General features: G+C 68.0%; 20 protein-coding genes. 11 read left to right on the top strand and 9 right to left on the bottom strand.

What is annotated here, in order from left to right:
* Positions 1-172 precede the first annotated feature (172 nt).
* From ABGA94_RS03535 to ABGA94_RS03525, 3 genes are read left to right on the top strand one after another with little or no spacing between them, the layout of a single operon-like run.
* On the top strand, positions 173-1432 hold the full coding sequence (locus ABGA94_RS03535) for a sensor histidine kinase (protein ID WP_021204365.1): 1260 nt from the start codon (positions 173-175) through the stop codon (positions 1430-1432).
* On the top strand, positions 1422-2192 hold the full coding sequence (locus ABGA94_RS03530) for a LytTR family DNA-binding domain-containing protein (RefSeq protein ID WP_005415102.1): 771 nt from the start codon (positions 1422-1424) through the stop codon (positions 2190-2192). Before ABGA94_RS03535 ends, ABGA94_RS03530 begins: the two co-directional genes overlap by 11 nt.
* Before the next feature lie 33 nt (positions 2193-2225).
* A complete protein-coding gene (locus tag ABGA94_RS03525; RefSeq protein WP_111129466.1) occupies positions 2226-2570 on the top strand; it encodes a hypothetical protein in 345 nt (114 codons plus the stop codon).
* 39 nt (positions 2571-2609) lie between these two features.
* On the opposite strand, the gene ABGA94_RS03520 is transcribed toward ABGA94_RS03525, so the two are convergent.
* Positions 2610-3224, bottom strand: a complete 615-nt coding sequence (locus ABGA94_RS03520) for a hypothetical protein (RefSeq protein WP_049411437.1) — start codon at positions 3222-3224, stop codon at positions 2610-2612.
* Between the two features lie 309 nt (positions 3225-3533).
* Between ABGA94_RS03520 and ABGA94_RS03515 the strand changes: the two genes are divergently transcribed.
* On the top strand, positions 3534-4463 hold the full coding sequence (locus tag ABGA94_RS03515; RefSeq protein ID WP_019336401.1) for an oxygenase MpaB family protein: 930 nt from the start codon (positions 3534-3536) through the stop codon (positions 4461-4463).
* 110 nt (positions 4464-4573) lie between these two features.
* Here ABGA94_RS03515 and ABGA94_RS03510 read toward each other — a convergent pair whose 3' ends face one another.
* Positions 4574-6685, bottom strand: a complete 2112-nt coding sequence (locus tag ABGA94_RS03510; protein ID WP_111129468.1) for a M13 family metallopeptidase — start codon at positions 6683-6685, stop codon at positions 4574-4576.
* A gap of 176 nt (positions 6686-6861) precedes the next feature.
* On the opposite strand from ABGA94_RS03510, the gene ABGA94_RS03505 reads away from it, so the two are divergent.
* Positions 6862-9924, top strand: a complete 3063-nt coding sequence (locus tag ABGA94_RS03505; protein WP_111129470.1) for an EAL domain-containing protein — start codon at positions 6862-6864, stop codon at positions 9922-9924.
* Positions 9925-9970: 46 nt separating this feature from the next.
* Here the strand turns inward: ABGA94_RS03505 and ABGA94_RS03500 are convergent, their stop codons facing one another.
* The 4 genes from ABGA94_RS03500 to folE form a co-directional block, all read right to left on the bottom strand.
* Entirely contained in the window at positions 9971-13351 is a 3381-nt protein-coding gene (locus tag ABGA94_RS03500) for an ATP-binding protein (protein WP_375366405.1), read from the bottom strand.
* A 16-nt stretch (positions 13352-13367) separates the two neighbouring features.
* A complete protein-coding gene (locus ABGA94_RS03495) occupies positions 13368-14069 on the bottom strand; it encodes a DUF4194 domain-containing protein (protein WP_005421303.1) in 702 nt (233 codons plus the stop codon).
* Positions 14056-15525 (bottom strand): DUF3375 domain-containing protein, encoded by a 1470-nt coding sequence (locus ABGA94_RS03490; RefSeq protein ID WP_164093654.1) that lies wholly within the window; start codon positions 15523-15525, stop codon positions 14056-14058. Before ABGA94_RS03490 ends, ABGA94_RS03495 begins: the two co-directional genes overlap by 14 nt.
* Positions 15526-15637: 112 nt before the next feature.
* Entirely contained in the window at positions 15638-16249 is a 612-nt protein-coding gene (folE, locus tag ABGA94_RS03485; protein ID WP_004141296.1) for a GTP cyclohydrolase I FolE, read from the bottom strand.
* A 258-nt stretch (positions 16250-16507) separates the two neighbouring features.
* Between folE and ABGA94_RS03480 the strand changes: the two genes are divergently transcribed.
* The 6 genes from ABGA94_RS03480 to ABGA94_RS03455 all read left to right on the top strand — a co-directional run bounded on the left by ABGA94_RS03480 (position 16508) and on the right by ABGA94_RS03455 (position 22198).
* The gene (locus ABGA94_RS03480) at positions 16508-16963 is read left to right on the top strand and encodes a MarR family winged helix-turn-helix transcriptional regulator (RefSeq protein ID WP_005421298.1); all 456 of its coding nucleotides are present in this window, start codon (positions 16508-16510) and stop codon (positions 16961-16963) included.
* A gap of 109 nt (positions 16964-17072) precedes the next feature.
* The gene (locus ABGA94_RS03475; RefSeq protein WP_025875651.1) at positions 17073-17282 is read left to right on the top strand and encodes a DUF1656 domain-containing protein; all 210 of its coding nucleotides are present in this window, start codon (positions 17073-17075) and stop codon (positions 17280-17282) included.
* A complete protein-coding gene (locus ABGA94_RS03470; RefSeq protein WP_375366400.1) occupies positions 17279-18196 on the top strand; it encodes an efflux RND transporter periplasmic adaptor subunit in 918 nt (305 codons plus the stop codon). Before ABGA94_RS03475 ends, ABGA94_RS03470 begins: the two co-directional genes overlap by 4 nt.
* Positions 18193-19662, top strand: coding sequence for an efflux transporter outer membrane subunit (locus tag ABGA94_RS03465; RefSeq protein WP_375366399.1), 1470 nt, complete (start codon positions 18193-18195; stop codon positions 19660-19662). Before ABGA94_RS03470 ends, ABGA94_RS03465 begins: the two co-directional genes overlap by 4 nt.
* Before the next feature lie 3 nt (positions 19663-19665).
* A complete protein-coding gene (locus tag ABGA94_RS03460; protein WP_065197173.1) occupies positions 19666-21705 on the top strand; it encodes an FUSC family protein in 2040 nt (679 codons plus the stop codon).
* A gap of 94 nt (positions 21706-21799) precedes the next feature.
* Complete coding sequence (locus ABGA94_RS03455) at positions 21800-22198, top strand: hypothetical protein (protein WP_134956183.1); 399 nt, start codon at positions 21800-21802, stop codon at positions 22196-22198.
* Between the two features lie 332 nt (positions 22199-22530).
* On the opposite strand, the gene ABGA94_RS03450 is transcribed toward ABGA94_RS03455, so the two are convergent.
* The 3 genes from ABGA94_RS03450 to ABGA94_RS03440 all read right to left on the bottom strand — a co-directional run.
* A complete protein-coding gene (locus tag ABGA94_RS03450) occupies positions 22531-23058 on the bottom strand; it encodes a hypothetical protein (RefSeq protein ID WP_134956182.1) in 528 nt (175 codons plus the stop codon).
* Positions 23059-23188: 130 nt separating this feature from the next.
* The gene (gene recD, locus ABGA94_RS03445; protein WP_375366397.1) at positions 23189-25069 is read right to left on the bottom strand and encodes an exodeoxyribonuclease V subunit alpha; all 1881 of its coding nucleotides are present in this window, start codon (positions 25067-25069) and stop codon (positions 23189-23191) included.
* A partial coding sequence (locus tag ABGA94_RS03440; protein WP_375366396.1) for a PD-(D/E)XK nuclease family protein occupies positions 25066-25961 on the bottom strand: 896 nt, incomplete at its 5' end. The genes ABGA94_RS03440 and recD, both read right to left, overlap by 4 nt.

The raw sequence follows: 25961 nt of genomic DNA, 5'->3' as shown, positions 1-25961 counted from the left end.
CGGCCGCTGGCCGGCAACCTTGTGATGCTTGCGGAGGTCATGGGGAGCCGGCCAGCGGCCGGCACTACCAGAAGGCCTTCCATCCCCACTTTCCCGGCCTTCGTCGCAGCCCGCTTGCTTACCCGGCGGGCCGCCCTATGCTCGGCTCACCCCCTTCCTCCAAGGCGCCGCCGTGTTCGCCAGCCTTTCTCTCCTGTTACGTCATCTGCTGGCCTGGGCTGCGGCGCTGTTCGTCGCAGGCATGGTCTGGAGCGGCATCTTCAGTGGCATGAACGATGGCCCGGGCTGGATTTTCGGCCTGCTGGCGATGTTCCTGATCATTTCCGCGCTGGGCAGTGCCATCACCCATATCCGCCGGGTCTGGCTGGTGGCCGGTCGCCTGGATGCCACCACCTTGTCCGGGCGCCAGCGCCGCCAGATAGAACTGCCGATGGACGCCGGCCACGCGTTCTCGGTAGTGGAAGCGGCGATCGCCGAACTACCCCGCGTGGAGGATGTGGAAAGCTCGGCCGGCAGCCTGCAGGTGCGCGCCTATGTTCGCCGCGTGGATCTCTGGAATGGGCGTCAGCCCTCGCGCTGGAACCTGCCGGCGCGGCTGGCGATCAAGCGCAACAGCGTGCTGGCAACGGTCACGCCGGGGCAGGGCACCAGCACCGTTACCCTGCTGTTCGAACCCGATGCTGGCTGGTGGGCCGACCTGCTGGCGCTGGACGAGGGCAGCAACTTCGAGAACGCCGAAGCAGTCACCCGTGCGATCAGTCGCCGCGTCGCCGACCAGCGCCGCGACGAACAGGCTGCGGCCGAACAGACCCAGGTGGAAAAGGAACTGTCGGTGGCGCGCTTGAACCTGTTGCATGCGCAGGTGGAACCGCACTTCCTCTACAACACGCTGGCCAATGCGCAGGTGCTGACCCGCACCGACCCGGCACGGGCCGAGCAGATGCTCGGCCACCTGATCCAGTACCTGCGCAGCTCGTTGCCACAGGTGGACGAATCGGTGTCCACGCTGGGCGTGGAGCTGGAACGCACCCGCGCCTACCTGGAGATCCTGCGCATCCGTATGGGCGCACGGCTGGCGGTGGAAGTGCAGGTGCCCAACGAACTGCATGGCGTGCACCTGCCGGCGATGGCGCTGCAGACGCTGGTGGAAAACGCGATCAAGCATGGCCTTGAACCCAAGCCCGGCGGCGGCACGATCTGGATCCTGGCGCGCGGCTTCGACGACCACGTGACGGTGACCGTGGCCGACGATGGGCTCGGCTTCGGCCAGGGCACCAGTGGTACCGGCATCGGCCTGAAGAACCTGCGCGAGCGCCTGCGCTTGACCTGTGGCGAGCAGGCCGGCGTGGCGATCGTCGCCAACTTCCCCAGCGGCGTGGCAGCGACGATGACCCTGCCGCAGTCGCACAAGGAGCGCAGCCATGCCGCTTGAAGCCCTGATCGCCGAAGACGAGGACCTGCTGCGGCAGTCACTGGTGGAGCAGCTGGGCCGGCTGTGGCCGGACCTCGCGCTGGTGGCCGAGTGCGAGGATGGTGCCAGCGCGCTGGAGCAGCTGGCCGAGAAGCAGCCGGACATCGCCTTTCTCGATATCCGCATGCCTGGCATCAGCGGCATCGAGGTGGCACGCTCGCTGTCCGAGCTGAGCCCGCGCACCCAGGTAGTGTTCGTCACCGCCTACGACCAGTACGCCATCGATGCGTTCGAGCAGGGCGCGATGGATTACCTGTTGAAGCCGGTCAGCGACGAGCGCCTGCTGGCCACCCGCGAGCGCATCCTGTCGCGGCTGCCATCGACGCGCCAGGACGATGCCGTGCTGGAGCGCCTGCTGCAGCGGTTGGGCCCATCGCAGGGCGCAGCCGAGCGCCCGCCACTGGCCTGGATCACCGCCAGCAACGGGCGCGAGACGCAGCTGATCATGCTGGAAGACGTGGCCTACTTCCGCGCGGACAACAAGTACACCACCGTGGTCACCGCCACCGGCGAAAGCCTGCTGCGCACACCATTGCGCGAGCTGCTGGAAGTGCTCGATGCGCAGCACTTCCGCCAGATCCATCGTTCGACCATCGTCAACATGAAGGCGGTGGCGGCGGTCAGCCGCGACGATACCGGGCGCGGCGTGCTGCGCCTGCGCGGGCGCACGGAGACGCTGGTGGTCAGCCAGCCGTTCATGAGCCTGTTCCGCGGCATGTAGCCGCAGCAGCATCCCCTTCACCGAGGAACGAACATGCCCCGACTGTTGATTGCGTGCATTGTCGTGCTGGCGTTGGCCGGCTGCGAAAGGTCCCGCAACACCTCGATCACGCGCACCCACGCCAACGGCGTGGACACGCTGTACAGCAAGGCTACCGTCGTCGATGGCGAGGCTCGTTTCCAGTGCATTGCCAGCAGCAGTGGTGCCTGCCACTACCTGGTGCTCGATCCGGGCTGCAGCCCCGATGCGGCGTGTACCACACCGCCGCTGCGCCGGTTCGCAGTTGCGGCAGGCAAGACCGAGGCCATGCGTGGCCTGCCCGGCGGCTTCCGCCAGTGCGTCAGCCAGGACCCGATAGAACACTGCCACCGTGAGTGATCACGGTGGCAGTGTGGGTCCCCCCGCTTCCCTGAAGGCTCAGTAGGCAGGTTGCAGTGTCAGGTCGTGATGGTGCTCGGTCTCGCCCACATGGTTGAGGCGGCCGACCAGTTCGGAGTGCTGCTTCATCCGGCCGATCTCGGTCATGATGCGGATGTCCTCGTGGCGCAGTTCGCGCCTGGCGGTGACCGCCTGCTTGTAGTCCAGCACTTCCGGGTAGTGCTCGGCCAGGTCCAGCGCCTCGGCCACGTGTTCGACGCTGTCGGCCTTGGAACTGATGCGGGCGCGGCTGTTGAACGCCTTCATCCAGCGCTCGAAGCCGGCCTGCTGATCGAACATGTTGGCCATGAACCAGATCACGAACAGGATCGAGACCCACGAACCGAACACGATCACCACGCGGGTGAAGGTGATATGGAAGTCATCGCGCCACAGGTAGTTGGCGATCAGGCCCAGGATCAGCAGCGAGGCCGCCTGCCAGCCGACGATCGAGGCGATCAGCCACTGGCACTTGGCCTGGGCCAGCACCGCCACTTCATCGCGGATCTGCTGCTCGCTCAGGTTGCGCCAGTGCGCCACCTGTTTGTCGAACGGGCTGCTGTAGAGCTCGTTGTCGCGAAGCAGAATTCCCAAACCCTTGAACAAAGCAATCATGGCTGGCTCCTTGTGGAACGTGCGTCGATCAGCATTGGACGGTGTGGCAGGTCCAGTTCTAGCACTTCCAGCGGGCCGTGCAACGGGGGCAATGCCAAGCGGCGCAAGGGTTTGCCCGGCGGGGGTGAAAATTGATGCATTGCATCATCGCAGTCGCAGCCTGCGACAGGATGTCGCAGGGTGAAACGTGCTGCGGCCGCACATGAAACCGTCGCTGAGCGGGGAGGCTCGCCGCCGGAGGCGTGATCGCCGAGAATCGGAGCCAACCGCGCAAGACGCGACTGTTCTTCCGCCTTTCCTGGACCTGTGATGCCGGCTTTGCTGCAGCGACTCTCCCGCCCCGTCACCGCGCCGATCCGACGCTGGGTACTGGACGCCTTCCCGCGCGGCCAGAGCGGCATCGATTACGACCATCCGCAGGGCGACCCGGGCTGGTTCGGCCCGGACAGCGTCACCTGGCGGCTGCACGCCGAATTCCCCTCGATGCTCGCCGGTGGCCTGTGCGCGCTGATGCTGCAGACACTGCACCCACGCGCGCTGGCCGGGGTCTATGACCACTCCAATTTCCGCCAGGACCTGGTGGGTCGGCTGCGCCGCACCACGGCCTTCGTTGCCGGCACCAGCTATGCGCCCAGCGGCGAGGTGGAGGCGCTGGTGGCCAGGGTGCGCCGCATCCATGCGCAGATCCGCGGGCAGACCGCGCAGGGCGAGCCCTACGCCGCCGACGATCCGCAACTGCTGACCTGGGTGCACGTGACCGAAGCCTTCGGTTTCCTGCAGGGTTTCCGACGCTACGGGCGCGAGGTGCCGGCGCACATCGCCGATCGCTATTACGACGAGTACCGTTGCGTGGCCGAGGCACTGGGCGCGGTGGATGTGCCGCGCAGCGAAGCGGAAGTGGCGGCGTACTTCTGTGCACGTCAGCCGGAGCTGCGTGTGGATGAGCGCTCGCGCGAGGTGCTGGAGGTGCTGTCCGGCGTGCGCCTGCCGGTACCGGTGCCGGGGCTGTCGCGCGAGGTGTTCCTCGGTGCGGGCGCGGCGCTGCTGCCGGACTGGGCCGAAGGCATGCTTGAACGCAGTGGCCGCCAGCGCGCGCAGGCGGCGGCGTCTGCGAAGCTGATGCAGGGCATGGCGCCGCTGTTCCGCCGCGCACTGCCCGATGGCCTGGCCAGTCGCGCCTGTGCACGCATGGGCGCTCCGGTGGAGATCCTGCGCGAGTGGCCCGCGGTTGCCTGGTAGGTGCCAAACTTGGTTGGCACGCCTTTCACGCGGTGCCGCGGAAGCGCCAACCAAGGTTGGCAGCTACCCGCAAGTGAAACGGGCGCCTTGCGGCGCCCGTTCCGGTTACATCACCACACCTTGACCCGCTTGTCCGGGGCCAGGTACAGCTTCTGGCCTTCCTTCACCTCGAACGCCGGGTACCAGGCGTCGATGTTGCGCACGGTCAGTGCGCGGAACTGGCCCGGTGCATGCACATCGGTCAGCAGCGAGTTGCGCAGCGCCTGCTCGCGGCTCTTGCTGCGCCAGGCCTGGGCGAAGCCGAGGAAGAAGCGCTGGTCCGGGGTGAAGCCTTCCAGGGTCTGGCCCGGCTTGCCCTGCAGCGACAGCTGGTAGGCATCGTAGGCGGTGCCCAGGCCGGCCACGTCGGCGATGTTCTCACCCAGGGTCAGCTTGCCGTTCACATGCACGCCCGGGAACGGCTCGTAGCTGCTGAACTGCGCGGCCAGCGCATCACCGGCGGCGTTGAACTGCTTCAGGTCCTCGGGGGTCCACCAGTTGTGCAGCTTGCCGGTTTCATCGAACAGCGCACCGGCGTTGTCGAAGCCATGGCTGATCTCGTGGCCGATCACCGCGCCGATCGCACCGTAGTTCACCGCGTCGTCGGCGGCGCCGTCGAAGAACGGCGGCTGCAGGATCGCCGCCGGGAACACCAGGCGGTTTTCCAGCGGTACGTTCATCGCATTGATGGTCTGCGGCAGCATCGCCCACTCGCTGTGGTCGACCGGCTTGCCCAGCTTGGCGATGTTGCGCTGGTACTCGAACAGCTCGGCGCGCTGCGCATTGCCCAGCGGGTCATCACGGCGAATCTCAAGGCCGGTGTAGTCGCGCCACTTTTCCGGATAGCCCATGCCCACGGTCAGGCCGGCCACCTTCGCCTTGGCGCTCGCCTTGGTCTGCGGCGACATCCACGCCAGCGCGTCGATGCGCTTGGCGAAGGCGGCAATGATGTTCTTGGCCATCTCGTCCGCGCGTTCCTTGGTCTTCGCGTCGAAGTGCTTTTCGACGTAACGCTTGCCGATCGCTTCGCCGACGGCATGGTTGGCATCATCCACGGCGCGCTTCCAGCGGTCGCTCTGCTGCGGCGTGCCGCTCAGCGCGGTGCCATGGAAGGCGAAGCGGGCATCGGCGAACTTCTTCGGCAGGTAGGCGGCGGCACGGTCCAGCGCGTGGAAGGCCAGGTAGTCCTTCCAGGCGTCCAGCGGCTCGGTGGCGACCAGCCTGGACAGGCCGGCCACGGCCTTGGGCTGCCACACGATGAAGTCCTGCTGGTTGCCCAGCGCGGCCGCATCGAGGAACGCGCTCCAGTCCATGCCGGGCGCCTTGGCATTGAAGTCGGCCTGGGTCCACGGATTGGCACCCTTGGTCACATCATTGGTTTCTTCCTGGGTGGCATGCGCCTGCGCGATCTTCGTTTCCAGCGCCAGGATGCGCTGCGCCTTGCCAGCCGGGTCGGCCACACCGGCCAGTTGCAGCATCTGCGCGATGTAGGCCTGGTACTGCTTGCGCAGCTCGGCCATGCGGCCATCGCCCAGGTAGAAGTCACGGTCGGGCATGCCCAGCCCGCCCTGCACCAGGTACGGCGCGGTGCGGTCCGGCTGCAGCAGGTCCACCGAGACCCACAGGCCGAACAGGCGGTCGGTGTAGAAGTTGGTGGCGTTGAGCAGGTCGACGTCGGCGCGCAGGTCGCCGCCGAGGGCGCGGGCCAGCCCGGCCTTGTCGGCGATCGCATCGATGGCCTTCAGCTGCGGCTGCACCGGCGCCAGACCGCGCTGCTCGATGCCAGCCTCGTCCATGTAGGCGGCGTAGTAATCGCCGATCAGCTTGTCGTCACCGCTGGCCTTGGTGTTGCCGGCCGCCCCTTCAAGGATGGCGCGGGTGTCGGCCAGGGTCTTCTCGGCAATGACGTTGAAGCTGCCGAAGCGCGAGCGGTCGGCCGGAATCTCGGTGTTCTTCACCCAGGAGCCATTGGCGAAGCCGAAGAAGTCGTCGCCGGCGGCGATGCTGCGATCCATGCCGCTGGCATCGAAGCCGAAACTGCCCAGCATCGGCTTGGCCGCAGCGGGGGCGGCATCGGCCGGCGCGGTGGCACCGGCGGCCGGTTCGGCCGGGCGGTCACAGGCGGCCAGGGACAGGCTGGCAACGATGGCCAGCGCCAGGGTGGGACGGCGCAGCTTGGACATGGACTTCTCTTGCAGCGGAAAACCCCAAGTCTAATCCGCTCCGGCGCCACTGGCCGCGTCCTTGCGCCGCCCGTCCTGTGCAGGATCTGGCTGAACGCGCAGACGCGATCTTCACGCCGTCACCGGGGTGGTGCATGCTGGACCCTGGAGCCCTGCGCGGACACGGGGAGGTGGCCATGCGGGGGCGGGTCAGGCGTCAAGAATGGCGTCCACCGGCCGTTGAGGTCGGGGACGTGGAGGATTCGTTCGCGCATGAAGCCAGCCGACTGCACAAGGAAGATCAACCGATGCCCGCGCTGAAACGGGCGTTGGCCCGCCCGCTGCGCGCCATTACCTGGGGCGGAGTGCTGCTGGGCGTGCTGCTGGTAACCGGCCTGACCCTCATGCTGGTCAATGACTACCACCGCCGCCTGGAAGCGGCACAGCGGCAGAGCCGGGCGCTGGCGGTGGGCAGCGAGCGCCTGCTGGCGCTGGAACTGCGCAACCTGGAGCGCGCCCTGTCCGGCATCGCCGCCGACGCCGCCGAGCTGTTCCGCAGCGTGCCGGCGCAGGCGCCGGCCTTGATGGATGCCTCCATCGGCGGCGTGCTGGGCCGGCATGCCGAACTGCACAGCATCGCCGTGCTCGACCGCCATGGCCGACCGTTGACGGCCGGCGAGGGCGACCTGCAGCTGCCGCTGTGGACCGACCCGCAGCGTCGTGGCCAGGGCAGCGCTTTGTACATCGGCCCGCCGCAGCGGGCCAGCGATGGCGGTTGGGTGGTGCCGTTGGCGCTGCCGATGGCCGGCGAACGCTGGCTGCTGGCACGGCTGCGCTGTGGCGAACTGCAACGCATCGTCGGCGGCCTCGATGTCGGCCCCAACGGACTGGTCTCGATCAGCGATGCCGAGGGTTACATGCTGGCCCGCGTGCCTGATCCGCACGGCACGGTGGGCCGCCGCTACGACCTGCCGCGCCGTGACCTGCTCGGCACGCAGGCGGTGGTCGAGCTGGGAAGCGTGCCGGGTGTGGTCGACGGCGTACCGCGCATCATCACCATCAGCACGCTGGAACACAGCCCGCTGGCGGTGCAGGTCGGCCTGGCCGACGAAGACGTACTGGCGCCGTGGTGGCCGTACCTGCAGGCGTCGGTGGCGATCGTACTGGCTTACATCGCGGTGTTGCTGGTGCTGCTGTACGCCGTGCGGCGCAGCACCCGCAGCCAGCAGGCCATGGCCGAGGAGCTGAAAACAGGCCACGCCGAGCTGCGTCTTGCGCACCAGGTCGGTCGTGTCTGTACCTGGTACGTGGATGAGGACGCCGCACTGCTGCGCTGGTCGCCGCTGGCGCGCGAGATCTTTGGCGTGCAGACCGATGCGCTGCCGGTGGCCGATTTCTTCGCACGCGTGCACCGCGACGATGCCGCGCGCCTGCAGCATGCCTTTGACCAGGCATTCGCCGGCAGCGCCGTGCTCGACCAGGTGTTCCGCCTGGTATTGCCCGGGGGCGAGGTGCGCTGGGTGGGCGCACGTGGGCAGCGGGTGGAAGTGGCCGACAGCGAGCGGCGCATGATCGGCGCGCTGACCGACCTGAGTGAGCGTTACCAGGCGCGCGAGCAGGTGAGCGAGGTCGAGCGCCGCTTCCGGCTGCTGTTCGACCGCAATCCTGCACCGTTCTGGGTGTTCGACCCGGATACGCTGCGCTTCATCGAGGTCAACGACGCTGCGGTGCGCCAGTACGGCTACAGTCGCGACGAGTTTCTGTCGATGAGCATCCTCGACATCCGCCCGCGCGAAGGCTGGGACGAAGTGCGTGGTGCCATCCAGCGCGCACAGGTGGGCGATCCACCCGACGCGACCGTGCGCCTGCACCGGCGCAAGGACGGTAGTGTGTTCGAGGTGCGCGCACACCTGTCCAAGCTCGATTTCGACGGACAACCCGCGTGCCTCGTGCTGGCCGAGGATGTCAGCGAACGGCTGGCCTACGAGCGTGACCTGGCCTATCGGGCACGGCACAACCCGGCCACTGGCCTGCTCAACGTGCGCGCCCTGACCGAACAGCTGGACGAGCAGCAGCAGGGCTACACCATCGCCTTCGTGCAGTTGCGTGGCCTGCAGCTTGTGGCCGATACGCTGGGCCGTGAGATCGGCGATGCGGTGCTGCAGTCGATGGCGACCCGGCTCGGTGGACTGGGGGCGCGTTGCGGCACGCTGGCATTCCAGCCGGCGGAAGACTTCGTGTTCGCGATCGGGGCCGAGCACGATACCCAGCGCGTGCTGGATGACCTGCTGCAGATCGTGTCAGCGCCGATGCGTGGCAAGGATTCACTGCACCAGTTCGAACCGCGCATCGGTGTGGCCGTGCACACTGCCGGTGACGGCCACAGCGCCGAGCAGGTGATCGGCATGGCCGCGCAGGCCGCGCACGCGGCGCGTGCCGAGGGCAACGTGGTGGTCTGGTTCGATGCGGCAGTGACCACGCGGCTGGCCGACCGCCTGCGCCTGGCCGGGCGCATCCATGCCGCCATCGACAACGAGTTCCAGCTGTACTTCCAGCCGATCCGGCACGCCAGCGATGGCAGCCCGGCCGCGCTGGAGGCCCTGCTGCGCTGGCCGCAGGCCGATGGCAGCTTCATCCCGCCCAACGAGTTCATCCAGCTGTGCGAGGACACCGGGTTGATCCTGGCACTGGGCCGCTGGGTGATCCGCGCCGCGGCGAAGGCACAGCGGCGGCTGGTCGAGGCCGGTTGGGGCGAGCTGCCGATCGCGGTCAACGTGTCGGCAGTGCAGTTCTTCAACAGCGACCTGGTGGCCGAGTTCACCCGCGTCCAGCAGGAGTTCGGACTGGCCCGCGGCGCACTGCACGTGGAGCTGACCGAGAGCAGCCTGATGCGCAAGCCGGCGCAGGCGATGCAGACCATGCAGCGCCTGCACGAGCAGGGCATCAGCGTGTCGCTGGACGATTTCGGCACCGGCTATTCCAGCATGTCCTACCTGCAGCACCTGCCGCTGGACATCCTGAAGATCGATCGCAGTTTCGTCGCCGACGTGGAAACCAATCCGCGCAACGCCTCGATCTGCCGCGCATTGCTGTCGCTCGGCCACAGCATGGGCCTGACCATCATCGCCGAGGGCGTTGAAACGCCGGGGCAGCTGGACTGGCTGGCCGCGCACGGCTGCGACCAGGTGCAGGGCTACCTGCTGGGGCGGCCGGCGCCGCTGGAGCGGATCATCGACGCGCTGGATGAGGTGGCCGCCTAGGTGGTAGTGCCGGCCGCTGGCCGGCATTCCCCTTCAATCGGCCGGGTCAGGCCTCGGCTTCTTCCGGTTCGTTGGCCTGCTGGCGGCTGCGCTCGGGCAGCTTCAGGCGCTTGCCCTCTTCGTCGTACTCGATCAGCAGCACGCCGGAGTCGTGGCGGCCGCTGATTTCGACGAAGCAGGCGCCGCCGATGAACGGTTCCAGCGTCATCACCGACTTCAGCGGGGTGGCAACCACCATCTGGAAGCCGAAGTTGTCGAAGATGTTCATTGCCAGTGCGGTGAACTCGTTGTCGGCCTTGTCGAAGGCCTCGTCGAGCACGACCGCGGCGTAGCTGGGCAGCTGGCTGTCGGCGCCGCCGAGCTGGTAGCGCAGCGCAGCCGCCAGGCAGGTAGTGGCCAGCTTCTGGCGCTGGCCACCGGACTTGCCGGCGCCGCTGCGGTAGATCTCGACCTGCTGGCGCGTTTCCGCATCCAGCTCGACGCCGATGAACTCCACGTGCATGCGCACGTCCAGCACCAGCTCGCGCCAGCGCTTGTCCTCGCCTTCCTGCGAGCCGAGGCGGTTGACCAGCTGGCGCAGCACGGCGAACTGCGACTCGGCCAGCTCGCGCTGCTCGGTCTGCTGCTGCGACAGCACCTCGCGCAGCTGCAGGTGGAACTCAGCGACCTCCGGCAGGCGGCGATCGCTCAGTTCGATAGTCAGCAGCGTGCCACGGTTGAACGGCACCTGCTCCAGGCTGGCGTTCACCTCGTCCAGGCGCTGGCCGATCGACTTGCGGGCCTCTGCGCTGTGGCGCTGCAGGGCCAGCAGGTTGTTCTTGCTCTGGTTCTGCAGCAGGTCGAAGAAGCGCTCTTCGTGCTGTGGCAGGCCGTCGCGTTCCAGCCGTTCGAGGCGTGCGAGGAAGTCCTCGGCCGAGGCCACCGACACGGTGAAGTCGCCCGACTCCTCCGGCCACTGCTGGATGAAGCGACGGAAGCAGCCGATCAGCTGGTTCTCGATGCGGTTGAGGTCCTGCTGCGAGGACGACAACTGCTCGTTCAGCGCGTTGCTGACCTGGCGCATGTGCGCTTCGAGCGTTTCCAGGCTGAGCGGCCCCTGTTCCTGCAGGCGCTCGGCGAGGCCGGCTTCCTGCTCCTGGGCCAGGCTCGGCAGCACCAGTGCGCGGCTCTGCTGGCGTGCGCGGTCAAGGCGATCACGTTCCTTGACCAGCTGGCCGCGCTCGACGCGGACGTCTTCATAGGTGCGGCGGGACTGCTCGATGTCGGCGCGCACGGCGTCGATCTGCTTGGCCAGCTTGGCGAGATCGGCGTTGCCTTCGCGCAGGTCGCGCAGGGTGGCTTCGATATCGCTCAGGCGCTGCTGCGGAGCGGCGATGTCGATCTCGTTCCAGCTGATGCTGACCAGCTCGTGGCATGCCAGGCGGCGTTCGTTGTCGCGATCACGCTGCCCGCGCAGGCGCGCGATGTCGGTCTCGCAGCTGGCGATGCGCTTGGCCAGTTCCTGTGCTTCGCGCTCGAAGGCGCCCACCTTGTCGTGGTTGTTGAAGCCGAGGATCCAGCGACGGCGGTCGCCCACCGCACTGCGGTCGTCCTTCTCGAAACGGTCGCCGGGATGCTTGACCTGGCCTTCGCGGGTGATGCCGCGGTCGACGTTGCGCAGCTGCCTGGCATCCACGCATTCGTAGTCGAAGCGCTTGCCCAGCTCGCGGCGCAGCCAGCTTTCGAATACATGCTCGCGCAGTTCAAGCTTGTGCAGCAGCGACTTCGCCGACGGCTCACGGGCGAATGCATCATCGTTGCGGCGCACGCGGTAGTAGGTGAAGCGCATGCCAAGGTGGGTACGGTTCACCCATTCGGCGACGTCGTTGTAATGCTTGTCGTCGACCAGCAGCGACAGCGCGAAGCCACCCAGCACGCGCTCGATGGCACCCTGCCAGCCCTGCTCTTCCGAGCGGACCTGGATCAGTTCGCCGACGAAGGGCAGTGCCGCCTCGGCGATGCCGGTTTCCTCGGCCAGGCGCGCGCGCAGCTTCTGCATCGGCGCCGGGATGTTGGAGGGCGTGCGCTGCATCGCTTCAAGTTCGGCACGGACCTCGCCGAAGCGGCGCTCGTCATCGCGCTTGCCGCCCAGGCGGTCACTGATCGCGTCGTCCAGTGCCGAGGAGGCACGCTGGCGGTCCTGCAGCTCGTTCTGTGCGCGCTCGACCAGTTCGGCGAAGCCATGGGCGTCGTCCGGCAGTTCGGCCCCCAGCTGCTGCGCCGCCTGGCGTGCCTGCTCGCGCTTGGCCTGACGGCGATCGCGCTCAGCTTCGGCACGACCCTGCTCGCGTTCCAGTTCCTCGATGCGCTCACCGCCCTGCTGGCGGCGCTGCAGCTCCAGTTCGGCCAGGCGCTCGGTGTGGTTGTCGAGCGCGGCACGGCGCTGGGCTTCTTCGCCAAGCAGGCCGCGGTCACGCACGTCCATCTCGCGCAGGCGCGCCTCGATCAGCGCTTGGCGCCGGCTTTCGCGGAAGCTGTCAACACCGAGCTTCAGCGCTTCGTCGTCGCCACGACGGCGGTGCATTTCCTTCAGATCGTTGTAGTAGGCGCGCGCCGGCAACAGGGTTTCCACCTGACGGCGGGCAGTGACCACCGCCTGGTGCGCGCCATCAAGCTCGGCAAAGTCGCTGACCAGGCGCTCGGCGGCGTCGAAGGTCTTCGGCGTGTCGAGCATGAAGTCGCGCAGGAAGACGTTGAGGTCGCCCAGGTTCTTCGCCGACTGCGTCTTGTGCAGCAGGCGCAGCGCCATCTCGTTGTCGATGCCGAGCAGGTCGCGGAAACGCTCTGCGTAGCCGGAGAACGTGTCGAAGTGGTGCAGGTCGGGCAGCTTCTGCTTCAGCTTGCGCAGGTCCAGGTCGAAGCCGCCGAGGTCCTTGGCGATGTCGAACGGGCGCTCGGCGATCATGTAGTGCTTGCGCACATCGCCGGCCGAGGTGCCGTTGCCGGAGATCCACAGCAGGCGCACCAGGCTGACCACGCGGCCATCGCCGGCGCGGTATTCCAGCACCAGCGCGGTCCAGGTCGCGCCCTTGCGCAGGTACTGGGTGGCGATTTCGCCGGTGCCGCTGTCCTGCTGGTCGGCCCACGCGCCGCGCACGTAGGACACCAGGTTGCGGTCGCGGCCACTGCGCTCGGCTTCACGTGCAGCGGCGTTGAAGTCGACGATGGCCGGTGGCGTCAGCAGCGCGGACATGGCATCGAGCAGGGTCGACTTGCCCGAGCCGGAGCGGCCGACGAACAGGAAGCCGCGCTCGGCGATCGGTACTTCGGTCAGGCCGTTGAAGGTGCCCCAGTTGTGCACCTGCAGGCGGCGCATGCGGAACTGCTGCAGGCGCGGGTCCGGCAGGCCTTCGTTGAACAGGGCGGGAGTGTGCTTGGAGATAGCCATGCGATGGTCGGGTCTCTCAGGCCTCGGCGGCCGGGGTTTCACGCAGCTGGCGGTAGACCGCCGAAAGCTGGGACACGTCTTCGGCGGAGAACAGCAGCTTCAGCGCCGGCGAGACTTCGTGGCGGTCTTCCTGGCCGCTGAGGCGGGTCAGGATGTGGTTGTCCTTCATCTTCTGCACCGCCGATGCGACGCGACGGTTGAAGCCGGCGCGGTCGGTGGACAGGTTCTTTTCGTAGATGGCCAGCGCTTCGGCCATCTCGGCGTCGGCGACCACCGCGCGGTTGCCGCGCGCATCGGCCTCGGCCAGCTGCTGGCGCAGGTACAGCAGCAGCACCGAGTCGATGAAGGTCAGCGGCGAGGTGCGCAGCAGCACCGGCGCATCGACGTCTTCGGTATCGGCCTGGCGGGTGAACGCCACGCCACTGTCGCGGTCGAGCACCAGTTCCAGGAACAGGTCGGCCAGCGACGAGCGGATGGCCGCCTCGCTGCGGATCAGCGCCGGCCACAGCTTGGCGTGGCGCAGCTGGTCGATGCTGGGGCCGATCAGCAGCTGGCACAGCGCACGGCGCGCATCCAGCGGCAGGCGCCCGGTATCGCCGAGGTAGTACACGTCGTTGCCACGGCGGGGCTGCGCCACGGCCGCCACCGGCTCGGCCTCGTAGGCGTCTTCCGCCACGTCGGCCTGCGGTGCGTCGATGGGATCTTCATGCCAGCTCATGGCGTCTCTCCTGGGTGAACCAAACCAGCGGGATGCGGGCGCGACGGATCTGGCCGTCGCCACCACGCCATTGCGCAAGCTCCTGCTCGCCGGCGATCACGTTGCCGAAGCGCGTGCCCAGCGACAGGTAGCCGATGACGCTGCCAAGACCCTGCGGCGCTTCGCGCTGCGAAAGGGCCTGGGCGATGCTGAGCCGCGGCTGCGCATCGAGAAGGTCGTGCAGGTCGCGGCGCAGGGTACGGAAGTCGATTTCGGACGAAGCGACCAGATCGCCAACGCTTTCCAGGCTGATCGCGGCTGCGTCGTTGTATTCGACGTTGCCATCGACCTGAGCGCTGCGCGGATCGTGCAGTTTCCATTGCGACCACGAGCGCAGGCGGCTGGTGGTCAGCTGCAGGTCGCGGCCGATGCCGCGTTGTGCGGGGAACTCGTCGCGCAGAGCGAGCGCTTCGGACTGCGCCTGCTTGAGCAGCTGGTTGAGGCGACGCTGTTCCAGATAGCCACGGCTCTGCACGAAGCCGCGCAGGCTGCGCGCGAAGTTCTGCAGCACATCGTGCACCTGGCCACCGCGCTCGAGCATGGTGCTGGTGAAGCCGCGCAGGAAGTTGCGTTCGTTGCGGTCCAGGCGGCGGGCGAAGCCACGCGCCAGCACCGCTTCCAGCGCGGCATCGAGCTGGGCGCTCTGCTCGGCGTCGTTGAGCAGGCGCCAGAAGGCCTGGAAGCTACGCCCGGCATCACTTTCGCCAATCACGTCCACGCCTTCGAACAGCTGCGACAGCACATCGCCGCGCTCGCCCTCGTCGTCGATGATGCGTTCGCGGAACTCGCGGTTGAGCTGCTCGAAGTCGTCGCGCACGCGGCGGAAGTCCTCGGTCAGCTCGTCGGCCAGGCCGATGATCTGGCGCGCACGTTCCAGCGCGCGCTTGCCGTCCAGCGCGATCACACGGCCGGCGCCGACACGGGCGATCTCGGCGTCGATCCGGTCGCGCTCGTCGCGCAGCGCCGACAGGCGGGCGTCCGGATCGGATTCGGTCTGCGCGGCCAGCTGCGAGAGCTGTTCGATGACCAGCGCCAGCCGGCTCTCGGTGGCGGCCACACGGGCCTGCTCGAGGCCGTCGGCGAATCGGATCGCCTGCAGTGCCGCGGTCGACAGCTCGTACTGCTCCTGGTCGGCACCGTCGGGCAGGCGGCGTTCCAGCCAGCCCTGGGCCAGCCAGTGTGCGATATAGGCCTGCGCGGTACGCGGCAGCTCGCGCGACAGTTCGTCGCCGTTGAGCTGATCCAGCGCACGCTGCAGGCGCTCGTTGAGCACCGACGACGGCAGCGTGCGCTCGCCGTCCATCAACAGCCCCTGCAGCAGGCCGATGATTTCCGGAGCGTGGTCGGCGGCGAGCAGCTTCCACTGGGGCTGTTCGCGCAGATGGCGGTAACGGGAGATGCGTTCGCGGTGCTTCATGCAGCGAAAGGAGTCATGAGGGCTGGCGGGGACGAGCAGCCGCCCGCGGCGGCCGCGTGGGCAGCCGTGGGCATGCCGGCCCGCAGAGGCCGGCGGAGTGCGGTCAAGCGGCTCAGCGCTTGCCGCCCACTTCGATGAAGCGCAGGAACTCGGCGCGGGTACGCGCGTCGTCGCGGAAGCTGCCCAGCATCTTGGAGGTGACCATGCTGACGCCGCGCTTGTGGATGCCGCGCGTGGTCATGCATTCATGGGCGCCCTCGACGACCACGCCGACGCCGATCGGCTGCAGCACATCCTGGATGCACTGGGCGATCTGCGCGGTCATCTTCTCCTGTACCTGGAAACGGCGGGCGTAGGCTTCGACGACGCGGGCCAGCTTGCTGATGCCCACCACCTTGCCGGCCGGCAGGTAGCCGACATGCACGCGGCCGATGATCGGCGCCATGTGGTGTTCGCAGTGGCTTTCGTACTCGATGTCGCGCAGGACGATGAGTTCGTCATAGCCTGCCACTTCCTCGAAGGTGCGCTCCATGTAGGCGCGCGGGTCATCGCGGTAACCGCTGAACCAGTCGCCATAGGCTTCGGCGACACGGCGGGGGGTATCCAGCAGGCCTTCGCGGGACGGGTCCTCACCGGCCCAGCGCAGCAGGGTGCGCACGGCATCCTCGGCCTGGTCCTGGGTCACGTCGCCCTGCGGGGCGGCCTTTTCGTTGTTCTTGCTCATTGCGTACAGCGTCCCGAACGGGGGGCGAGCATCGTACCCGACCGGGGGGTGGGTCGTCCTGTGGGGACGGTTCATCGGGGGGTTCTTGCGGCGCCTCGTTGCTATCGGTTTGGAGGGGGGTTCACGGCGTGTCCTGCACCGTCCGCCGCCCGCTGCCCCACCCGACACCAGGCAGGCGCAACGCTTTCCTCAACACACCCACCCATTCAGAAAAACCTATTGATAGGAATGAAATTAGTAGTATCCTATCTATCTCTTATGGACCGACCCCTCGACGAGCGCACCGTGCTGCAGATGCAGCTCAGCTCCGGCCTGCTTTATGCAGGGCGGCAGTGGCAGCGCCTGGCCGACAGCCGGCTCGGCAGCTATGGCATCTCCACCGCCTGCACCATGCCGTTGCTGATGATCGGCCGCTCCGGCGGTGGCATCCGCCAGGTGGCGCTGGCCCAGCAGCTGGGCATGGAGGGTCCTTCCCTGGTACGCCTGCTGGACAAGCTGTGTGCCAGTGGCCTGGTCCGCCGCGAGAGCGACGCCAGCGACCGCCGCGCCAATCTGTTGTGGCTGACCGACGAGGGCCATGCGCTGGTCAGCGAACTGGAAGATCAGTTGATCGGCCTGCGCCAGGACGTGTTCGGCGAGCTTTCCATGGATGAACTGCACGCCGTGCTGAAGGCATGGCGCCTGCTGGCCGAGGCCGCCGACCGCATCACGTAAGAGCGCTGCCCCCGAACACCGCCGCTGCCGTGCACACGCCAGCGGCTTTTGCCCGTTGCTGTTGTTTCGTTGTCCCTCCCCTCCCCCACCTCGTCCCCGCCCCCTACCGATGCCCGGTGAATTCAGTCTCCACGGAGTGTTCGTCCCGACCCTGCTTGGGTTGATGGTGTTGGCCTATCTGGTCAACAGCGGCCTGCACGCGCTGCTGCAGCGTGCCGGCGCCTACCGCCATGTATGGCACCCGGCGCTGTTCAACCTGGCGCTGTACGGGATCGTGCTTGGCCTGCTGTTCCACCTCCTGCGTTGGATGCAATCGTGAACAAGATCGTGAAGAAGACCCTGCCGGTGCTGCTCACCAGCGCAGCCGTGATCGTCGCCCTGCTGGTGCTGCGCCAGCTGTGGGTCTACTACATGGATGAACCCTGGACCCGCGACGCCCACGTCGGCGCCGACGTGGTGCAGGTGGCGCCGGACGTGTCCGGGCTGGTGGAAACGGTGAACGTGGCCGACAACCAGGCGGTGAAGAAGGGCGACCTGCTGTTCGTCGTCGATCGCGCCCGCTACCGCATCGCGCTGGAGCAGGCCAAGGCCAGCCTGGCCGAACGCCAGGCCTCGGTGGCCCAACTGCGCCGCGAGATCGGCCGCGACCGCAGCCTGCAGGACCTGGTCGCCGCCGAGGACGCCGAAGTGCGCCGCGCCAAGCTGCAGGCCGCACAGGCGGCGCTGGCCACCGCACAGGCGGCGGTCGACCTGGCCGAGCTCAACCTGGGCCGCACCGAGGTGCGCGCCCCGGCCGATGGCCGGGTCAGTGACCGCACGATGCGCGTGGGCGACTACGTGGTGGCCGGCAAGCCAGTGCTGGCGCTGCTGGATACCGGCTCGTTCCGCATCGATGGCTACTTCGAGGAGACCCGGCTGCGCGGCGTGGCGCCGGGGCAGCGCGTGGACATCCGCCTGATGGGCGAATCGGCACCGCTGCACGGCCATGTCGAGAGCATTGCCGCCGGTATCGAGGACCGCTACCGCAGCAACGGCAGCACCCTGCTGCCGAACGTGACCCCGGCCTTCGACTGGGTGCGGCTGGCGCAGCGCATCCCGGTGCGCATCGCCATCGACGAAGTGCCCAAGGGCGTGGAACTGATCGCCGGGCGCACCGCCACGGTGACCGTGGACACCGGCCGCCATCCGCACAACGACAAGGCCGGCGCTTCGCCGACACAGGCGGGCCTGTGAACGCCGCCCTGCCCCGTCTCGGCCTGATCGTCGCACTGGCCAGCCTGGCCGCGTGCAAAACCGTCGGCCCGGACTATGCACTGCCGGAAGGCTCGGCCTTCAAGCGCCCGCAGGCCAATGCGGCCTTCATCGATACGCAGAACCCGCAGGTGGCCGCCAACCAGGCGCTGCCCGACCGCTGGTGGTCGTTGTACAACGACCCGGTGCTGGACGGGCTGATCACCCAGGCGCTGCGTGACAACGTGGAACTGAAGGCCGCCGATGCGCACCTGCGCCGCGCCGCCGCCGTGTACGAACAGGCGCTGGACGCCGGCGGCTTCGAGTACGAAGCCGAGGCCGGGGTCAGCCGCGCGCAGCTGTCGGCCGAATCGTTCCTGCAGGAGCACGAACTGCCGGTGATCAACCTGGCCGATGGCAAGTTCGCGGTCAGCTACCAGTTCGACCTGTTCGGCAAGCTCAAGCGCGGCGCCGAGGCGGCGCGTGCCGACGAGCAGTCCGTTGCTGCGGCGCGCGACCTGGCCCAGGTCAGCGTGGTCGCGCAGGTCGCCGACAGCTACCTGGAGATCTGCCACGCCAACCACGAGCTGCACGTGGCCGAGCATTCGCTGCAGCTGCAGCAGCGCAGCCGCACCGTTACCGAGCGCCTGATCGCCGCCGGCCGCGGCACGCCGCCGGAACTGGCCCGGGCCAATGCGCAGGTGGCGCTGCTGGAGGCGGCACTGCCGCCGCTGCGCGCGCAGCGTTCGGCCGCGGCCTACTCGCTGGCCGCACTGCTGGGCCAGACCCCGGGCCAGCTGCCGGCCGGGGTGATCGACTGCGCGCACGCGCCCGCCCTGGCGCAGCCGCTGCCGGTCGGTGATGGCCGTGCGCTGCTGCAGCGCCGCCCGGACGTGCGCCAGGCTGAACGCAAGCTGGCCTCGGCCACCGCGCGGATTGGCGTGGCCACCGCCGAGCTGTATCCGGACATCCGCCTGGGTGCCTCGGTGGGCGCCGCCGGCCTGCTGGAAGACTTCGGCACGCCGATGACCCAGCAGTGGTCGATCGGCCCGCTGATCTCGTGGACACTGCCCTCTTCGGGCACGCATGCCCGCATCCACGCCGCCGAAGCCGGTGCCGACGCGGCCCTGGCCGAGTTCGACCACACCGTGCTGCAGGCACTGCGCGAGACCCAGACCGCGCTGGACCGCTATGCGCAGGACCTGCGCCGGCTGCAATCGCTGCGCGTGGCGCAGGAGCAGGCCGCGCTGGCCGCCGACCAGAACCGCCGGCTTTACCAGGGCGGCCGCACACCCTACCTGTCCAGCCTGGATGCCGACCGCAGCCTGGCCAGCAGCGACGCCACCCTGGCCGCCGCCGAAGCGCAGGTCTCGCGCGACCAGATCCACCTGTTCCTGGTGCTGGGTGGCGGCTGGCAGGCATCGGTTGCCCCGGCTGCACCGTCCACCGCACAGGCCACGGCGAAGTAAGCCATGAACGCGCTGACCGATCGCCAGGCCTGGCTGTTCTCGATCAAGACCTACCTGGCCGCGGTGGCCGCGCTGTACATCGCCATGGCCGGCAACCTGTCGCGCCCATACTGGGCGATGGGCACGGTGTACATCGTCAGCCAGCCGCTGCTGGGCCCGACCCGCGCCAAGGGCGTGTACCGCATTGTCGGCACCCTGGTGGCCGGGCTGGCCACGCTGCTGGTACTGCCGGCGCTGGTGGAAACCCCGCTGGTGCTGAGTGCGGCGATGTCGATCTGGCTGGCCGGTTGCCTGTTCATGGCCCTGCTCAATCGCGGCCCTCGCGGCTACGCGTTCCTGCTGGCCGGCTACACCACCGCCTTCATCGGCTTCCCGGCGGTAACTTCGCCGGAGACCATCTTCGACACCGTGGTGGCGCGCAGCGAGGAGATCATCCTCGGCACGGTGGTGGCCGTGCTGTTCGCCTCGCTGTTGTTCCCGGCCTCGGTGCGGCCGATGCTGCGCGCCCGGATCGGCAACTGGATGGAGGACGCTGCGCAGTGGTGCCGGCAGATCCTTGAGCGTGGCCGCGCGCATGCGCCGCGCAACCGGCTGGCTGCCGACCTGGTGCAGTTCGAGGCACTGATCGAGTTCCTGCGCCGCGACGATCCACGCCATGCCGGGTCTGCGGTGTCGATGGAGCGGCTGCGCGAGCGCATGCTGTTGCTGTTGCCGGTGTTGTCGTCGATCGCCGATCGCCTGAGCGCGCTGCGCAGCGATGGGCAGGCCCTGCCGGATGGGCTGCCGGCGCTGGTCGACGACATCCGCGAGTGGCTGGATGGCCCGACCAACGCCAGCGAGTACGCGCGGCTGCGCGCGCGCATCAGCGCGCTGAAGCCGCAGGTGGACCGCGACCTGCAGCACCTGCAGCTGGCCAGCCTGCTGCTGCGCCTGGAAGAACTGGTGGACCTGTGGCAGGACTGCCGCACCCTGCAGCACGCGATCGACCAGGGCACGGCGCCGTTGGATCGCGCGCACTACCGCATCCGCACCGAACGCGTGGCCGCCGACAAGCACGTCGACTACGGCATGGCGCTGTTCTCCGCGCTCAGTGCCGGCGTAGCGCTGATGAGCTACTGCGTGCTGTGGATCGCGCTGGGCTGGGAAGGCGGCGGCAACGGCGCGATGATGGCGGCGGTGACGGCCGCATTTTTCGCCGCACAGGACGATCCGGCCCCCAGCATGGTGCAGTTCCTGGTGTGGGCGATGGTCGCCTCGGTGGTGGCGGGCGTGTACCTGTTCGGCGTGTTCCCAGCCGTGCACGACTTCGGCCTGCTGGCGCTTGTGCTGGCGGTGGCCTTCCTGCCGCTGGGACTGCTGCTTCATCATCCCAAGAGTGCGCTGTTCGCGCTGCCGCTGACAGTCAATCTGGCTGCGTTGCTGAGCCTGCAGAACACCTACAGCGCCAACATCCAGACCTTCCTCAATTCGTCGATCGCGATGTTCATCGGCATTGGCTTTGCAGTGGTGATGACCCGCCTGTTCCGTTCGGTAGGTGCCGAGTGGACCGCGCGCCGGCTGGTGCGGCAGGGCTGGACCACGCTGGCCGAAGCCGCCGAAGGACGTGGCCAGCAGGATCGGCAGCGCTTTGCCGCACGCATGCTCGACCTGCTGGGCCTGCTCGCACCGCGCCTGGCAGCGACGCCGGAGGGCAGCGACATTGCCTCGGTGGACATGCTCAACGAGGCGCGCATCGGCCTGAACATCCTGCAGCTGCGTCGTGCACGGCTGGAACTGCCCGAGCGCAGCCGCGAAGCCGTCGAGCACATCCTGGAAGAGATCGCTGGGCACTACCGGCGGCAGATCGCGGCGCGCAAGCCGATTGCTGCAGACCAGGCGCTGCGCGAGCGGCTGGATACCTCGCTGGGCCGGGTTGGCAGCGTGGCGGCGTGCAAGGCCCGCGACGAGGCGCTGATGGGCCTGGTCGGCCTGCGCTTCGCGCTGTTCCCGGAGGCCAAGGCGTTGGCGCCGGGCCTGGCCATGGACACGGCGACGCAGCCGTAGCGCGCTACCCTGTGCGTCCACAGACCCCGTTGCCGGGGTCGGATCCTTCGCCGCGGGCGAAGGCTCTGACCCCTGCTCTGCACAGGAAGCTCCAATGAGTTACGACATGATGGTGTTCGAGGCCAGCACCGCCCCACGCGAGGCGGCAGCCTTCATCGCCTGGTTCGAAAAGCAGACGCAGTGGAACGAGCGCCACGAGTACGACGACCCGGCCGTCAGCAGCCCGGCGCTGCAAGCGTGGTTTACGGAGATGGCGCAGGAATTCCCGCCGTTGAACGGACCACTGAGCAACGACGATGACGACCGCGCCGAGGTGACCGAGTACAGCATCGGCCGGCAGGTGATCTACGGCGCGTTCGCCTACTCGGTGGCCGAGCGCGCGCACGGGCGGGTGCAGGATCTGGCCGAGAAGCACGGCGTGGGCTTCTTCGACGTGAGTGCGGATGAAGCGGCGATCGTGTATCCGGATGGGCTGGTGCTGATCGCGGAATGAAGGCGGCGGCGGGGCTGCGCCCTGCACCTGCCTAATCAACTTCAACGGCAACGTCAAAGGCTGGCATTCCGTGGGATGGCGGGGTAGGTCCGGTTGAGGGGGACGCCGTAAACCCATCCATGGGGGCTTGGTCGCGGCATCCATGCCGCTCACACCCCCTCAACCGGACCCACCCCGCCTTCGACAGATCTCCGCAATCTGTCTGGATGGCATGGCCTGCTCTTGGTAGGTGTCGACCTTGGTCGACACGTAGAACCACGCCATGCGTGGATGAACGCCGAAATGATCGAAGTACGCTGTTGTAGAGTCGAGCCATGCTCGACTGATATTGGCTAGCGATTCAGGAACAGATCAACCGCTTCATCAGCCTCGTAAGCAGTTATCTGCCCAAGCATCCGCGCGACACCCGTGTTCTCATGGGCCAGGGCAAGCGCTGTCAGCAACGCTGAACTCATACTCTTGTCATGTTTATCGAGGATTACGCTTGCGGCGAATCGTGCGAGGTTTTGAAACGTTTCTGAGTACTCAGGCTCCACGAGTTCAGGAACCGAGATTTCGGCCTCTCGTCGCTCTATCTCGATTGTGATCGGCAGTTCGATGAAGTTAAACATGAAGAGTTCTGGCTGCCGCAGAAGCGCATCAACAATATGCGGCACCGCCGCGAACGAAGCGCTGTAGACGTCCCCTTGATGGCACAGGCTGCTCCACAACTCGTGCCAAGTGTCTTCGATCGGATCGTCTTCGGATCTTTCGTCTTTCGGAATACTCAGATTCGCCAGCAGCTCCGGAATGTCATCCGCAGCCCCGTAGGCATGCTGTAGTTCGGCCCAGCGAGGGTCATCCAGGGCAATAAGCGCCATGTGCTGGTTCCTGTGTCGTGGGGTAGCAACGCAGGATAGGTAGCGCCGGCGGCGTCATCAAAGGGCAAATGCGACATCGGGGCGATGGGGTCAGAGCCCGTTCCCGATGGGAACGGAATCCGACCCCGATTCAGAACAAGGTGCCCTGCACCGTGGGCTGTTCGACACGCGTTGGTGCTTCAACCACGTCTTCCGCACCCAACCGCCAGGCCAGGCCGCCCAAGCGACTGGCGTGCCGCTTCAACGCCGCCTGCAGCACGTCGGCGCTGCCGGCCACATGCAGTACCTGGCGGGCGCGGGTCAGGCCGGTGTAGACCAGCTCGCGCGAGAGCACGCGGCTGTCCTGGCGTGGCAGCTGCAGCCACACTTCATCGAACTCCGAGCCCTGTGCCTTGTGCACGGTCATCGCAAAGGCGCTTTCGTGCGCGGGCAGTGCGGCCGGGTGGAAGGCGCGTGGCTGCTCGACGGTGTCGCCCGGGAACCAGGCCACGATCGCGCCGCTGTCGTCGCGCAGGCAGATACCGATGTCGCCGTTGAACAGGCGGTGCCGGTAGCTGTTCTCGGTGACCAGCAGAAGGCGGCCCTGGAAGTAGCCTGGGGTATTGCCGGCCAGCAGCTGCTCGATACGGCTGTTCAGCCCGCGCGCACCTTGCGGGCCTTCGCGCAGCGCGGTCAGCACGCGCAGGCGACCGGCCTGCTGCAGGGCACGTACCGGATCCGCGGCCTCGGCCAGTGTACGCCAGTGGCCCACCAGGTGCTCACGCTGGCCACGCAGCGGGTCCGCCTCACCTTCGTGGAAGTGCACGCCAGCCAATCCACCACCGCGCAGCAGCTGCAATGCAGTGCGGCTGTCACCTTCTCGCACGGCATGCGCCAGCGGTGCCAGGTCCAGCGCATCACTCTGCCGGTAGCCGCGTTGCAGCTGCACGCGACGGCCGGCGAAGGCGCGTGGTGCGGCCTGCGGCTGCAAGGTGGCCGGTGCCAGCAGGCCATGCAGCGCCAGCGCATCGTCGGCGCGGGTGCCGATGCCATCGCCGCTGGCGCGCAGGATCGCGCTGAGCACATCACCGGCTTCGACCGACGGCAACTGATCGGGGTCGCCGAGCAGGATCAGGCGTGTGCCGCTGGCAATTGCATCGACCAGCTTGGCCATCATCGGCAGATCGATCATCGACGCTTCGTCGACCACCACCACGTCCACCGCCAGCGGATTGTCGGTGTGGTGGCGGAAGCGTGGTGAGTCGGGAATCACGCCGAGCAGTCGATGCAGGGTGGTGCCGCTGCTGGGCAGTGCCGCGCACAGTGTCGGATCCAGTCCCTGTTCCTGCAGGCGTTGCACGGCCATGCGCAGGCTCTCGGCCATCCGCTCGGCGGCGCGACCGGTGGGCGCGGCCAGCGCCACCTCGGGCAGCGGCTGTCCGGCGTGCCGGGCCTGCGCGGCCAGCAGCAGCAACAGGCGTGCGATGGTGGTGGTCTTGCCTGTGCCGGGGCCGCCGGTGACCAGCGCCAGTGGATGGCGCAGCGTCACGCCGGCTGCGCGTGCCTGGTGATCTTCACCGCGCGATGCGTGCGGGAACAGCTGCACGAACAGCGGCGCCAACGCTGCCATGTCCGGCGCCGGCAGCGGATGCCGGCCGATGCGCTGCAGACCGGTGGCCAACTGGCGCTCGTACTCGCGGTAGCGGCGCAGGTACAGCAGCCCGTTCTCCAGCACCAAGGGGGCATCCCCGGCGATGGCGTCAGCCTGCTCCGGTGTGGCCACCCATGGCGATGCGCGCAGCTGCGCCAGCCAGGCCTGCGCGGCGGGCCACTCGGGCACGCCTTCCAGCAACCGCTGCGGTTGTGCCGGATCGAACGCGGCGTGGCCCTGGGACACCGCCAGCGAAGCCAGCGCCGCCGCCAGTGCCACACTGTCGGGCGTGTCGTCGCGCAGCCGCTGCAGGCTGGTCGCCAATGCATGGTCGAGGGTACGCAGCAGGCCCTTCTGATGAAGTTCCTTCAGCAGGCTCATGCGCTGGCTCCACGGGCACGCGCGGCGAGCTGGGCCTGGGCCTGCTCGCCGCCGGCGAACAGCGCGTCGAGTGCATCCACCAGCGCGAACGGAAAACGATCCACGTGCACGCCGTTGCCCGTGCCATCCAGGCCGCGGCAGAACAGGTAACGGATGCCGCCCATGTCGCGCTCGTAGTCGTAGGCGGCGCCCAAGCGGAAGCGCAGCCAGCGATGCAGGGCCACGGTGTAGATCAGCGCCTGCAGATCGTATTCGCTGTGGCGCATGGCAATGGCCAGCAGGTCCGGGCTGTAGCCGGGCAGGCGGTTGGACTTGTAGTCGAGCACGTACCACCGGCCATCACGCACGTAGGTCAGGTCGATCATGCCGGTCATCAGCCCCTCCAGGCGGCGGCGCTGGCCGAAGCCGCGGCGGCCACTGGAAACACCATGCGCATGCAGCACCTGCAGCAGCGCCGGCACGGTGGTCGCCTCGATGGCGAAATGGAAGTCGATTTCGGCGCGGCGCTCGCCTTCACCGAGGCTGTGCAGCGCACCGCCTTCGGGCAGCGGTACGGTCAGCGTGTGGCCCACCAGCGGCACCAGCACCGCCACGCCATCGTCCAGATCGACGTCGGCATAGCCCTCATCGTGCAGCGCCTTGCGCAGCACCTCGGCCTGGCCCTCGGGAGCTTCCCGGCCTGGTTGCCATTCAGCCCATGCGGCGAAGTCGACGTTTTCCATTGCCTCGTGCAGCACGTTGCCGAAGCGGCTGCCCATGAAACGCGGGTCGAGCGGCGCGCTGTGCTCGGCCGCCGCGGCGGCTTCCGGCAGTGCCGGTTCCAGCGGCAGCTCCGGGCCGGTGGGTTCGTCGGCTGCCGGCGTGCGCTGGACGAACTTTCCGAAGCGCAGGC

It is taken from the genome of Stenotrophomonas sp. 3diitr2024, assembly GCF_042136455.1.
In the GTDB taxonomy this organism is placed as follows: Bacteria; Pseudomonadota; Gammaproteobacteria; order Xanthomonadales; family Xanthomonadaceae; genus Stenotrophomonas; species Stenotrophomonas sepilia.
Note: the sequence above shows the minus strand (reverse complement) of the source record. Positions and strands in the feature narration are given on the sequence as shown.